Origin of the sequence: Ostreibacterium oceani, assembly GCF_009362845.1 — a bacterium.
Lineage (GTDB): Bacteria > Pseudomonadota > Gammaproteobacteria > Cardiobacteriales > Ostreibacteriaceae > Ostreibacterium > Ostreibacterium oceani.
Map to the genome: position 1 here is coordinate 45825 of NZ_WHNW01000009.1, position 13072 is coordinate 58896.

General features: G+C 47.0%; 11 protein-coding genes. 5 read left to right on the forward strand and 6 right to left on the reverse strand.

Annotation, left to right across the window (positions count from 1 at the left end):
• Positions 1 to 21: 21 nt before the first annotated feature.
• On the reverse strand, positions 22 to 852 hold the full coding sequence (locus GCU85_RS07835; RefSeq protein WP_152810626.1) for a hypothetical protein: 831 nt from the start codon (positions 850 to 852) through the stop codon (positions 22 to 24).
• 50 nt (positions 853 to 902) lie between these two features.
• Between GCU85_RS07835 and GCU85_RS07840 the strand changes: the two genes are divergently transcribed.
• Entirely contained in the window at positions 903 to 2405 is a 1503-nt protein-coding gene (locus GCU85_RS07840; protein WP_152810627.1) for a YifB family Mg chelatase-like AAA ATPase, read from the forward strand.
• 69 nt (positions 2406 to 2474) lie between these two features.
• Positions 2475 to 3539 (forward strand): DNA replication/repair protein RecF, encoded by a 1065-nt coding sequence (gene recF, locus GCU85_RS07845; protein WP_152810628.1) that lies wholly within the window; start codon positions 2475 to 2477, stop codon positions 3537 to 3539.
• Positions 3540 to 3648: 109 nt separating this feature from the next.
• Here recF and ald read toward each other — a convergent pair whose 3' ends face one another.
• A complete protein-coding gene (gene ald, locus GCU85_RS07850) occupies positions 3649 to 4770 on the reverse strand; it encodes an alanine dehydrogenase (protein WP_152810629.1) in 1122 nt (373 codons plus the stop codon).
• A gap of 135 nt (positions 4771 to 4905) precedes the next feature.
• On the opposite strand from ald, the gene GCU85_RS07855 reads away from it, so the two are divergent.
• Positions 4906 to 5787, forward strand: coding sequence for a LysR substrate-binding domain-containing protein (locus GCU85_RS07855; RefSeq protein WP_152810630.1), 882 nt, complete (start codon positions 4906 to 4908; stop codon positions 5785 to 5787).
• Positions 5788 to 5896: 109 nt separating this feature from the next.
• Positions 5897 to 6784, forward strand: coding sequence for a phosphoribosylaminoimidazolesuccinocarboxamide synthase (locus GCU85_RS07860; protein ID WP_152810631.1), 888 nt, complete (start codon positions 5897 to 5899; stop codon positions 6782 to 6784).
• 42 nt (positions 6785 to 6826) lie between these two features.
• Here the strand turns inward: GCU85_RS07860 and nudC are convergent, their stop codons facing one another.
• From nudC to epmA, 4 genes are all read right to left on the reverse strand, one after another.
• Positions 6827 to 7855: an NAD(+) diphosphatase gene (nudC, locus tag GCU85_RS07865; protein WP_152810632.1), complete on the reverse strand. Its 1029-nt coding sequence runs from the start codon at positions 7853 to 7855 to the stop codon at positions 6827 to 6829.
• A 127-nt stretch (positions 7856 to 7982) separates the two neighbouring features.
• Positions 7983 to 8903 carry a carbohydrate kinase family protein gene (locus GCU85_RS07870; RefSeq protein ID WP_152810633.1) on the reverse strand — a complete coding sequence of 307 codons (921 nt, stop codon included), beginning with the start codon at positions 8901 to 8903 and terminating at the stop codon, positions 7983 to 7985.
• A 63-nt stretch (positions 8904 to 8966) separates the two neighbouring features.
• Entirely contained in the window at positions 8967 to 9854 is an 888-nt protein-coding gene (locus GCU85_RS07875; protein ID WP_152810634.1) for a GGDEF domain-containing protein, read from the reverse strand.
• A 321-nt stretch (positions 9855 to 10175) separates the two neighbouring features.
• Positions 10176 to 11114: an EF-P lysine aminoacylase EpmA gene (gene epmA, locus GCU85_RS07880; RefSeq protein ID WP_152810635.1), complete on the reverse strand. Its 939-nt coding sequence runs from the start codon at positions 11112 to 11114 to the stop codon at positions 10176 to 10178.
• Positions 11115 to 11387: 273 nt separating this feature from the next.
• Between epmA and GCU85_RS07885 the strand changes: the two genes are divergently transcribed.
• Positions 11388 to 13013 (forward strand): alpha-D-glucose phosphate-specific phosphoglucomutase, encoded by a 1626-nt coding sequence (locus tag GCU85_RS07885; protein ID WP_152810636.1) that lies wholly within the window; start codon positions 11388 to 11390, stop codon positions 13011 to 13013.
• Positions 13014 to 13072 lie beyond the last annotated feature (59 nt).

Genomic DNA, 13072 nt, shown 5'->3' on the forward strand with positions numbered 1-13072 from the left:
GGCTTTTAGGGTTTTGTTCACCTACTCTGTTTTCGATGTATCACTGGCGGGTTTGCCTTTTCTTTTGGGTGGTTGTGCTTGGGGCGCCTGGGTTTGGGGTGTTTGCGCGGCAGACTGTATTTGACCATTGTCGCTTAGTTGAATGTCGAATGCAGCCAATATGTCAGGGCCGATTACCCCCGTTTCATCGATGTTTTCTACGGTTGCTGCGATGCCGTCGAGGCGCTTTCCTGCGATTTCAATAGAGTCTAAAATGACTTGCCCGATAAAACGTTGATTGTCAGGAATGGATTCTTCTTCATCGGGGTTTAGCCCCATTAACCCTAATTGTTTTATCGTGTCTTTGGCGAGTAAAAGTCCGCTGGCATTGCTATCGGCGCGTAATTGTAATGCCGTGTCATTGATGATGGCAATGAGGTAGTAGTCGCCACTGGCGTCTTGTTCTAGTGCGTTATTTGCGGGGCTAGATAGGCCGTTTTCTAGGGTGGTGGCCGTCGGGTCGGTAGATGGATTCGAAGCAAAGGAAATTACGGGTGCTTGGCCCTGAGAGAAGATGCGAATTTTGGCAATGTCGCCAGTGTTACCGTCAGTTAGGTAGCTTACATTATAATTGTGCAATAATTTGTTTAATAGCGTCTTTAGCGGCATGGCGGGGTAGGCAATGTGGATTTTTTCTTCTAATGATTCGGTGGTTTCTATTTGTACGCCGGTTGCTTCGATAATTTCGATTAATGCGGCTTCTACTGTGATATTTTCAAAATTTGCGGACACCAAATTATCCTGCACCTGCACATCGGCAAAGGCCAACCCAGTGAAAAAACTTGCGGCAACTAGTATCTGTTTGTGTGACATTTATGGTAACCTTTAGCAATTGAAGTCAATGTAAGGATAGATTATACACGATGTCACTAGCTACTGTCTTGTCACGCGCACAAAATGGCATGCATTCACAGCCAATTACGATAGAAACACACCTTGCGAACGGCTTGCCTGCTTTTACGGTCGTGGGTTTGCCTGAGGCGGCAGTTCGCGAAAGCAAAGACCGCGTCAGAGGAGCGATTCAAAACTCGGGATTCACGTTTCCAAATAAACGCATTACGGTAAATTTAGCGCCTGCCGATGTGCCCAAAGAGGGTTCGCGATTTGATTTGGCCATTGCGGTTGGCATTTTGGTTGCCAGCGGGCAGATGGATGCGGCGATTCTTGAAACCCACGAATTTATTGGTGAGCTGGCGCTGTCGGGTGAAATCCGTGAAGTGCGCGGCGTCTTGCCGACCGCCTTGGCCTGTTCGGTCGCAAAACGTGCCTTGATACTGCCTGAAGCCAATGAGCAAGAGGCCGCCTTGATTAGCAGTCTTACCGGCTACAAAGCCAAGCACATTCTTGATATTTTTGCACACAGCCAAGGTGAACAGTTGCCAAATATTCGTGCGCAAGCCATGACAGACCCCGACCAAGTACCATTGGATTTTGCCGACATCAAAGGCCAAGAACACGCCAAACGGGTGCTATTGATTGCCGCTGCTGGTGGGCATAATGTGTTGTTGATGGGGCCGCCAGGTACAGGCAAAAGTATGCTAGCCTCTCGGTTGCCGAGCATTTTACCCGAGATGACCGAGCAAGAAGCATTAGAAACGGCGTCGCTTTATTCGATCTCACACCATGGGTTTTCGCCAGTCCAGTGGGGTCGGCGCCCTTTTCGCCAGCCGCATCATTCGGCGTCCTCACCTGCATTGGTCGGCGGTGGCAGCAACCCCAAACCGGGTGAAATTTCACTTGCCCATAATGGGGTGCTTTTTTTAGACGAGCTACCAGAGTTTCATCGACAAGTCCTAGAAGTCCTGCGTGAACCGTTAGAAACCCACAGAATTTCAATTTCTCGCGCAACACGACAAATTGATTATCCTGCTAATTTTCAATTGATTGCTGCAATGAATCCTTGCCCTTGCGGTTATCTCGGCGATTCTCAACGCGCGTGTCGCGATACGCCCGACCAAGTCGCTCGTTATCGAAATAAAATTTCAGGCCCGTTTATCGACCGAATTGATATTGTGACCGAAGTGCCCCGTATTGACCATCAACGCCTGAGTGAGGAAACACCGAAAGAATTTGGTAGCCACTATATGCGCGAGGCGGTTGCACAAGCCAGAGCCATTCAGAATGAACGCCAAGGCTGTCCTAACGCAAGCCTAAGTGCTGCACACATTAACCAATTTTGCGCGTTGGATAATGATTGTCAGGCGATGCTAAACCATGCAGCCAAAAGCCTGCATTTATCGATGCGCAGCTACCATCGTATTCAAAAGCTGGCGCGCACGATTGCAGATTTGGTGGCAGAGCCAACAATCACAACCGCACATTTAGCCGAAGCCATTCAGTTGAGGCGCATTGATTGGCAGACCTAATGCTTGCCGTCCCGATGCTAATGTCCAAATGCCCATGCCCGATGTTTAACATTTAGCCAGTGACGCCCTGTGCATATTTCTCAATTGCGTGTTGAAAATTTTCGTAACCTAGCCAATCAGGTTGTGCCGCTGTCTGATAAAGTGAACTTAATCACTGGTGCAAATGGCGCAGGTAAAACCTCTATGCTAGAGGCGATTTATTACTTTGGTCGGCAAAAGTCTTTCCGCACCAGCAAAATAAAGGAGCTTATCCAGCAAGGCAAGCCTTATTTTCGCATTATTGGCAAGACTGAATTGCCCAACCACCATATCGGTATTGAGCGCCGTGAAGACCTCAGTACGCAAATGCGTCTTGATAGACAGCCACAAAAAAACGCCGCGCATATTTCAAAAATTGTCCCTGTGATTGCCGTTACCGCGCATAGTTTTCAATTGATTGATGCCGGCCCTGCTTTTAGGCGACCTTTTATCGATTACGGTACGTTTCATTATCATCAGCATTTCATCCAAGCGTGGCAGCGCTATCATCGTGCCTTAAAAAATCGCAATGCAGCGCTAAAGCAAAAAATGCCAACCGCAGCGATTCAAAGCTTTGATGCGGTACTGACCGAACAAGGGCATCAGCTGCATGACATGAGAAGAGCGTATTTTGCGCAATTGATACCAATCCTTTCTGAGCAGCTGCAACGGTTAAATTTTCCGTATACGATTACGCTAAGCTATTTGCCAGGTTGGAATGAATTATATGCGCTTGATGCGTATTTAACACGTCATTTTGCCAATGATTTACGTATGGGGCATACGCGTTATGGACCACACCGTGCGGATTTTACATTGACGGTTGATGGTATTGAGGTGAGTCAGCGGCTATCGCGTGGCCAGCAAAAGACCCTTATTTTGGCGTTGTATTTATCGCAGATAGCGTTAATTAGCCAGTTTGGTCATACGCGACCATTGCTTATTATTGATGATATTGCGTCCGAATTTGATGCGCTACGACGCAATCATTTGTTAGAGCAACTGATGGGCTTTGATTGCCAAATGTTTTTTTCAAGCACAGAAGCGGATTTTTTTGATGCGTCGTTGCGTCGCCACGCTTTTCTTATGCAAATGGATAACGGGCATATCCGCTAGCCTAGTACCCAAAAGCCAGCACCAAAAGGCCAGCACCAAAAAGCCAGCACATTGAGTGCTGGCTTTTTAACCGATGCGAGCAGGGTTTGTTGCTGCAAGGCCGCTAGCGTTACAAGGCCGCTAGCGCGGTTTCGGCGCTAACATAATCTAGCCCTTGTGCCTCAGCAACCGCGCGATAGGTGAGTTTGCCTTGGCAGACATTGAGACCATTGCGTAAATGCTTATCGTCAAGTAATGCTTGTTTTACCCCTTTGTTTGCAATGGCGAGGGCAAACGGTAACGTTGCATTATTTAGTGCATAAGTCGATGTTTTTGGTACGCCACCAGGCATATTGGCGACGCAGTACAATACGATATCATCAACGAGGTAGGTTGGGTTTTCATGTGTCGTGGGTTTGGATGCGTCGGTGCACCCGCCTTGGTCGATAGCGACGTCCACAATGACAGCGCCTGGTTTCATTTGTTGCATAATCTCATGCGTGACTAATTTAGGCGCATTGGCACCAGGTATCAGCACGGTGCCAATCACCAAATCGGCCGCTGTTGTTGCTTTGTACACACTGTCTGCAGTCGAATAAAGGGTTTTGACGCGACCTTGGTAGATGTCGTCGATATAACGCAAGCGTTCGACATTGCGATCGATAACAATAACTTCTGCCCCCATGCCAACCGCCATTTTGGTGGCATTAAAGCCGGCAACACCGCCGCCTAAGACAACGACTTTGGCGCTTTCCACGCCAGGTACGCCACCAAGCAAAACCCCAGCACCGCCTTCGGCTTTTTGCAGGGCGTAAGCGCCAACTTGTACCGCCATGCGGCCGGCTACTTCGGACATCGGTGCTAACAGAGGTAGGCTTCCTTGGTTGCTCGTGACCGTTTCATAGGCGACAGCAATACAGCCTGATTTAATTAGGCCTTGGGTTTGCGCGACATCTGGTGATAAGTGCAAATAGGTAAATAGAATTTGGTCAGGACGTAACTGCTCGTATTCAACGGCCTGCGGCTCTTTGACCTTGATGACCATCTCCGCTTTGGCAAAAATTTCGGCGGCCGTGTCAACGACCGTTGCGCCAGCTTGTTGGTAGTCTGAGTCGGTTTTGCCGATGCCTTGCCCAGCATTTTTCTCGACAATGACTTGATGCCCAGCATTAATGAATTCACGAACACTAATGGGCGTCAGGCCGACACGATTTTCATTGGCTTTAATTTCTTTTGGTACACCGATTAACATAGTAGTTCCTCTTTGATGGTTCAAGGTAAAAAAAATTTTATCAATAGTAGACATTTATTGCCAACTCAGCAATAATAGTTTTTTAAGTGGTGGCTTAATTTATTTAAGCCAAAACCCCATTTTCTGAGTGTCACTATGCAATTACCTCCGTTAAATAGTTTGCGCGCCTTTGAGGCGGCGGCACGACACAATAGTTTTTTGCTCGCGGCCAATGAATTGCACGTGTCAGCTGCTTCGATTAGCCGTTTTATTAAGGTGCTAGAAGCCGATTTAGGGGTTCGGTTGTTTTTGCGAAAATCCAGTGGTGTCGTGTTAACTGTGGCGGGGCAGCATTATTACCATGCTATTTCGCCGCATTTGAATGCCATTGCTGATATCAGTGCGAGCCAGCGCCAGCAGCAACAGCGTCAAACGCTACATATTTTTTCTATTCCAGCAATCGCTGAGACATGGCTTGTCAGTCAATTATGGACATTTCAGCAACGCTATAAAAAGATAGAAATTAATCTCGTGCTAGACGATAGACCGCCAGACTTTTTGCGTAATGAAAACAGTATTTGGCTGCGTTATGATAGCGCTAATCAAGCGGGGTGCATTAGTTTTGCCTTGCCACAGGACAGCCTAACACTCGTTTGTAGTCCTGAGGTTGCTAAGACGCTTTCGCGGCCAGCGGATATATTCAATCATTGCTTGCTCGTGGATCTAGATTGGCAATCAGATTGGTTGGCTTGGCTTAATGCGGCTAGCTTGCCGGTTAAAATTCCTAAATGGCATACGGGTTTTGAGCGTTACAGCATGGTGATAAACGCCGCAATTGCAGGGTCTGGTGTGGCGATTGGGCATACGGCGCTGTTAAAAAGCTATTTAGACATGGGTACGTTGGTGCGCCCATTTGCGATTAATGCTAGCACCAACAAACAGTTCCTTGCTATTATCGATAATAACCAACCCACAACATCAGTTAAACATTTTATCAACTGGTTTTTAGGTTACCCTTACTACGACATCGTAAGATAAAGTGGCGAGCTGAATATCGAGCTGAATATCGAACAGAATGGCGAGGTGATTTTTGTGGTGTTTTGCAGTATGATAAAGTCCTAATTTATAGCTAATGGTAGCCTTATCCATGAAACAACCTGCAATTATTGAAACCCATATTACGCATTTACCGCTAGTTCATCGTGGCAAAGTCCGCGACATTTATGCTGTTGATGATGAGCATTTGTTGATTGTGGCAACCGATCGGTTGTCCGCGTTTGATGTGGTTTTGCCAACGCCCATTCCTGGTAAAGGCGCAATTTTGGCGCATATTTCCAACTTTTGGTTTGAAAAAACCCGTGCGATTATCCCTAATCATTGCAGTGAATTGTCGCTGCAATCGGTTTTGAATGATGCCAAGCAATTCGATACACTCAAAAACCACGCGGTGGTTGTTAAAAAGATGCATAATTTACCAGTGGAGGCCATTATGCGCGGCTATATCATTGGTTCGGGCTGGAAAGACTATCAGCGATACGGCAGTATTTCAGGCGTTCCCTTGCCTGCTGGATTGCAGCAGGCCGAAAAACTACCGCAGCCGATTTTCACCCCATCGACTAAGGCAGCGGTTGGCGAGCACGATGAAAATATCGCGTTTGAGCACGTTGTGGCTGCCGTGGGTCATGAGCTGGCCGAGCAAATGAAATCCGTGTCTACCGCGATTTATGAAATGGCCTATGCCTACGCCAAAGCCCGTGGGATTTTGATTGCCGACAGTAAGTTTGAGTTTGGTACGGATAAGGCGGGTAACTTGGTGTTAATTGACGAGGTGCTTACGCCTGATTCTTCGCGTTTTTGGGATATGGAAAGCTATCAAGTGGGTATTAGCCCACCTAGTTTTGATAAACAAATTATTCGTGACTATTTGGAGACCTTGGATTGGGATAAAACTGCACCAGGGCCTGAGCTGCCGCAAGCGGTGATTGATAATGCATTGGCGCGTTATCAGCTGGTCGAAAAGCGTTTGCTCGGCTAGCGTTTAACGGGGCAGGTTAAATTTGAGGCCATCTTTTGGTCGTTATTCGTGCAGCCATGCATCAATCAGCTGTCTAGCGATAGACTGTGAATTAGGCAAGTAACAGCGGTCGCTACCCATTTGTTGGTCGTTGGCGGCGAGTTGCCTGACGGCAGCCTTGTCGAACCATTTGGCCGCTGTTAATTCGTCTTTATTGAGATGAATAGCACGCTCGGCAGTCATCGCACGAAACCCTAGCATAAGCGAGTTAGGGAATGGCCACGGCTGTGAGCCCTGATATTGAACGGCCGACACCCGAATGCCGGTTTCTTCGAATACCTCTCGATAAACGGCTTCTTCTAAGGTTTCGCCAGGCTCGACAAAACCAGCCAACAAGGAAAAATATTGACCAGATTTGTTGCCCGATTTGCGTTTTGCATGGCTAGCCAGCAGGCATTCTGGCTGGCCATCGGCTGCGATACGTTCAACAAGGACAATAATCGTGGAATCCGTACGCGGATAACTGCGCTGTCCACACGGCAAACAGCGCATGGCATGGCCGCCTTTGATCAGGTGCGTCGTCGCACCACAAGCGCCACAAAATTGATGCGTTTGTTGCCAGTGAAAGAGGGCTCTGGCATGTGCCAAGATAGCGGCTTCGTGGGCTGAAATAATGGCGCTTACAGCACGTAAATCTAGTAATGTATGCGCTTGTAGCCATGGGTAAACGCGCGCCAGTTCGCCAGTGGTATCTGTTTCATGTGTTGTTTTGGCCACGGCTATATTTATCGCAAAATAAGGGGCGTTATTGTCGTAACCAAGGAGAGCAAACGGCGTTATTGCTTGTATGGCAGGCGGCAATTCAGCGTAAGAAAACGTGGCGCGAAAAGTTGTGGGTGTTGCAGGTGTTACAGATGCGACAGGTATTGTGTCACCTGCAATCACATGCTGTGACTGATAGAGTAGCGTAATGCGAGCATTGGCGGAGCGATACATGGCGCTGAGTTCAGTGGCTGAATAGCGGTCATTGTGGCTGCGGTTTAGCGGTGAGCCACAAAAGAGCAAGGGCGGTTGTCTGTTGTTAAGCTTCATTGGATAGCATGTAAATGGGTTAAATGGATTGTAAGTGAATTGTAAATGGATTACATGGTTAAACTACATAAACAGCAATGCGCAGGGAAACAGGGTGTCAGCAGATAATCTGTTAGCAGACAATCCGTTAGCCAAAGGCAGTTTCAAGGCGTCGTTTAAAGTCGGGTAGTGAGAAGTCGTAATTTTGCGTGCCATGCTGTTCAACCTGATACGCTGCACATAGCGCGGCCATTTTGCCTGTTGTGTGCCAATCAAAACCATGCAAAATACCATAAATTAAGCCTGCACGATACGCATCGCCACAGCCCGTTGGGTCAAGCGGTTGCGTTACCGTCGCCACGGGGATGGTCGTTATTTGGTTATCGTGATAGATGCGCGATCCCTGGTCGCCTTGGGTGATAATGATGGCGGTTGTCGTGCTGACAAGGCTTTGAATGGGCCGTGCTATTTTTTCACTGAGTAGGGCGGACTCATAATCATTGCAAATGAGGTAGCTAGCACCTGAAATTAGTTGCTCAATGGCGGCTTTGTCGAGCACTGGTAACGCTTGGCCTGGGTCGAAAATATAAGGAACGCCCAATGATTGTAATCGCGCGCTGTGTGCCAGCATGGCATCAGGTGCATCTGGGCTAATAATGGCTAGTCGCCAGTCGTTAGCAAACACAGAATTATCAGCCGCGTGTACCATGGCGCCAGGGTGAAAGCTATTAATCTGGTTGCCAGCGATATCAGTGGTTAAAAAGCATTGCGCACAATATTCATTGGGTACGTTGACAATGCCACGTGTGTTCAAGTTTAGGCGAGTTAAATGCGCATGATAAGGCGAAAAATCAGAGCCAACGGTGGCAAAAATAATCGGTGATAAGCCTAACAGCTGCATGGCATAAGCAATATTGCCTGCTGTGCCGCCGAATTCTTTGCGCATCTCAGGGGTGTAAAAAGACACGCTAAGTTCGTGCATTTTTTCGGGCAAAAGGGACTCGGCAAAGCGCCCTTCGAACCGTAAAATATAGTCATAAGCGATTGAACCGCAGACGGCTATTTGCATGGTAATTTATCGGTAGATTTGTTTAGCAAGTGGCGTAAATTCATCCGAGGTAATGAGGATGAATTAATTGACACTGATGGCATTTTTATGGTCGTGCTTTACGGTAAACATGGCTTCGTCAGCGCGATGCAATGCGTCTTCAACGCTGATATCATCATGGTGATAAACAGAAATACCGATGCTAATAGTTAGCGCCTGACAACCGCGATCGCCACCGTAGACTTTTAGCATTGCTTGAATGCGCTTGGCAAATTCTTCGCCAACTTGTTCGTTAGCGTTAGCTAGCAGGACGACAAACTCATCGCCTCCCCAGCGACAGACGATATCTGACTGGCGAACACTGTTTTTTAAGTAATTGGCAAAGGCGCTGAGTGTTTCATCACCCGCTTTGTGTCCGTATTGGTCATTAATGCGTTTAAAGTCATCGACATCCATGAGTACTAAACAATAAGGTGAGTGGTCTGTTTTGGCGCGTTCAAATTGTTTTTGGGCGGAAATCATAAAGGCACGACGGTTAAGAATATGGGTTAAATCGTCGTGGCTAGCCATACGTTCGAGCTTGGCTCTTTCGGCCAAATTGCGTGAAACACAATGGAAACTACCGTAAGCCATCAGCGCCAAGCCAACGGCTTGGGTAATGTCGCGACAAAAAACGGTCAAATAGGTGTCAAAAAGGTAAAGTTCCGACAAAAAACCGCCAACTAAAGAAAAGTAAAACAAACCGACACCCAGCATAAAAAGCCGTTCATAATTGCGTTTTTTCCAGCCTCTCACAACAGATAATAGGCATATCCAAACCCAAAGCACAACGGCGCTAATGGCTTGCGCAAAAAATCTTGTGATGCTGACTTCCTCAACTGGCTGCGCTAACCATGCGGTCAGTATAATGCCGATGAGCGTGAAAATTGATATCACTAAGGCGGGGAACAATTTGGCAAAAGGTATTGTCATTTATCTACTGTATATCTGTTGTATATCTACTTGCTTTTCTAATTAACGCGTTATTAGTTGGTTGAAATATTAATAAAAATGCATCAATAGGCGTTTAAATCAAAGCATTAATCACCTATCATGGCACCCAACTATCGCGCCCAACTACCGCTTTATGCTCACTGGAAAAGAGACAGAAAGCACAACTATCTATACTAGCAAATCTATTCAGTAATAGGTAGTTAATTTTCGTCATATCTTTTTCAGTATGCTGTAGTTAATGTGTCATTTTTCCGTTCTGCCGTGGGCATTCTGCACGGATGCACTCTACGCGGATGCATCCTACATTGGCGTATCTGTAAATGGCATGACAGCATCAATCGTCTCTGACTGCAAGGTAAGCATTAATAAACGGTCTAATCCGATGGCGACACCTGCACAGTCAGGCATGGTCTTTAGTGCGTCAATTAATAGCGTGTCGTGTGGTATTTGGCTTTTTTTGGCAGCTTGGCGTCGCGTGTTGTCCTGTACAAAACGTGCTTGCTGCTCGTTGGCGTCGGTCAGTTCGTCAAAGCCATTGGCAAGCTCAACGCCTTGGTAATAAAGCTCAAATCGTTTGGCAACGATAAAGCCTTCGGCATTGGTCTTTTTTTTGGCAAGCGCTGCCATGCTAGCAGGATAGTCGTATAGAAACGTTAGTTGCTTTTGCCCTAGTGTCTTTTCAATAAATGAGACCATCAAGCAGTCTAGCCAAGCATCTCGGCAATCACCCAGCTGTGGGTCATAACCGAGTAAAGCAATGGTTTTTTGTTGTAAGTTTATCAAATCATCCGCCAAGGGGTGTATGCCAATTCGCCCAAAGGCGTCGGTATAGCTGATTATTTCAACAGGCAAATCAGACAGATTAGGGTTAATTGCTTTGAGTAGTGCTGCCACTTCGTCTATTAGCTGTGTGAGGGTAAACCCAACACGGTACCACTCTAGCATCGTAAATTCACAGCGATGTCGGCGGCTGGGTGGTTCGTCGCGAAAGACTTTGGTAATTTGAAAGCAATCACATTGAAACTGACTGATCCAGCGCTTCATAGCAAACTCTGGCGAAGTCTGTAAAAAATGTTGGCGTCCTTGATAAGTGAGCGATAAGCTATCAATGTGTAAATCGGTGCTACCGTAAGGTGACAATAGTGGCGTCTCGATTTCTGCCACGTTACGCGCCCCAAAAAACTGGCGAATGTCTTGATACATCGCCATTCTGGCCTTCATGACTAGCTGTTTATTCATTGATTGTTCTCGTTGCTGTGTTGGTGACTTAACCGTCGTTTTGGGGGTTATATTTTGGGGCTTTATTGTAAAGACTTTTCGCGTATTTTGAAACAAGACGCTTACAGTCTTGTGCTTAGTCTCGTCAAACGTGAGATTGCTCGTTATAATGGGACAATGCGTAGGTTTGTTAGGCAGGTGGCTGGCAGATTCGGCTGGTGGATTGCTGGCACGGATTGTTGAGACTGCTTGCTTTTGATTATCTCTTAAAATAAATTATAAAAAAACAATAAGATGAATATTAATACAGTGGTGACAGCCCCATATGCCGATCAATGCCCTGGTACGTCAGGCTTGCGTAAAAAAACGCAAACCTTTATCACGCAAGCCAATTATTTGGAAAACTATATTCAAAGCTGCCTGTGTGTTGTTGATGTGGATAAGCATCAGCCCATCATTATTGGGGGTGACGGTCGATATTACAATGATATCGCTATCCAGCAAACCATCCGCATTGCCTTAGGTAATGGATTTACTGATATTCGTGTTTGTCAGCGGGGGCTGCTATCGACACCAGCTTGTTCGCATTTGATTCGTCATTGTCAGGCAACGCTTGGGTTTGTCTTTAGTGCCAGTCATAACCCAGGGGGTGAAAACGGCGATGTCGGTATCAAGCTGAATGTCGCTAACGGTGGGCCTGCACCTGTGAGTCTGACGGATGAAATCTATGCCTATAGCCAGCAAATTTCACATTATGTGATTGCCGACACCGCCGATATTGACTTGATGGATTGCCAATATTATCGATTTGGCGAAGCGAGGGTGGCGGTGATTGATGGCGTTGGTGATTATGTTAAGCTCATGCAGTCATTGTTTGATTTTGCATTAATCCGCGATTATTTGACATCAAACCGCCTGCAATTCGATGCGATGCATGCCATTACTGGCCCTTATGCAAAGGCTATTTTTGTCGATTGTCTTGGTGTTGATGCCAATGATATTTTAAACGCAACCCCATTGCCTGATTTTGCGGGGCAGCACCCTGACCCTAGCCCAACGACGGCCAAAACACTGTATAACACGGCGATGAGTCCTGACTGTCCGTTTAGTTTATTGGCGGCTTCTGATGGCGATGGTGACCGCAATATGATTGTCGGGCACAAGCTATTTGTCAATCCTAGTGATTCATTGGCCGTGATTGCCGCAAACCATACCGCCATTAAGCAATTCCAATCATTACCATTTGTTGGTGTTGCCCGTTCATTGCCGACCAGTCGAGCGGTGGATGTGGTGGCAAATGCATTAGGCATTGATTGCTACGAGACACCCACTGGCTGGAAGTTTTTTGGTAATTTGCTCGATGCGAATCGGATCAATCTTTGTGGCGAAGAGAGTTTTGGTACTTCAGGGCATCATATTCGCGAAAAAGATGGTATTTGGGCCGTGCTTTGCTGGTTGAGCATTCTCGCAACGCAAAAACAATCGGTTAGCGCGGTGATGCAAAGTCACTGGGCGCGGTTTGGTCGGCATTACTATGCGCGTTATGATTTTGAAGGGCTATCGGTGCAAGCAGGCGAGCAAATACTGGCAGACTTGACACAAAAAGACACCAAGTCCTTGCAATTTAACCAGCAAGACTGCACCGAGTTAGGGCATTTTTCCTACACCGACCCCACCAATCAAAGCCATATCAGCCACCAAGGATATCAGGTAAAATTTGGTGAATCCGCGCGGTTTGTTGTACGCTTATCAGGAACAGGTACGGTGGGTGCGACCTTGCGGTTGTATTTAGAGGTGTTTGATAGCGACTTTATGCAGCAACCCGACGTCGTCGTTGCACCACTGGCGCAGCACGCATTGGCATTTATTGACTTGGCGCGTTATCACCATACGACACAACCCACAGCGATAGTGTGTTAGTGGCTCGCGCTGCATAAAAACGAGAAACGAGTAAAAAATGACAATAACTTACCGTACAT

Coding starts and splice junctions, on each gene's coding strand:
- GCU85_RS07855 (WP_152810630.1), top strand. CDS start 4,906: ATGCAATTACCTCCGTTAAATAGTTTGCGCGCCTTTGAGGCGGCGGCA.
- GCU85_RS07885 (WP_152810636.1), top strand. CDS start 11,388: ATGAATATTAATACAGTGGTGACAGCCCCATATGCCGATCAATGCCCT.
- GCU85_RS07840 (WP_152810627.1), top strand. CDS start 903: ATGTCACTAGCTACTGTCTTGTCACGCGCACAAAATGGCATGCATTCA.
- GCU85_RS07860 (WP_152810631.1), top strand. CDS start 5,897: ATGAAACAACCTGCAATTATTGAAACCCATATTACGCATTTACCGCTA.
- ald (WP_152810629.1), bottom strand. CDS start 4,770: ATGTTAATCGGTGTACCAAAAGAAATTAAAGCCAATGAAAATCGTGTC.
- nudC (WP_152810632.1), bottom strand. CDS start 7,855: ATGAAGCTTAACAACAGACAACCGCCCTTGCTCTTTTGTGGCTCACCG.
- GCU85_RS07875 (WP_152810634.1), bottom strand. CDS start 9,854: ATGACAATACCTTTTGCCAAATTGTTCCCCGCCTTAGTGATATCAATT.
- epmA (WP_152810635.1), bottom strand. CDS start 11,114: ATGAATAAACAGCTAGTCATGAAGGCCAGAATGGCGATGTATCAAGAC.
- GCU85_RS07835 (WP_152810626.1), bottom strand. CDS start 852: ATGTCACACAAACAGATACTAGTTGCCGCAAGTTTTTTCACTGGGTTG.
- GCU85_RS07870 (WP_152810633.1), bottom strand. CDS start 8,903: ATGCAAATAGCCGTCTGCGGTTCAATCGCTTATGACTATATTTTACGG.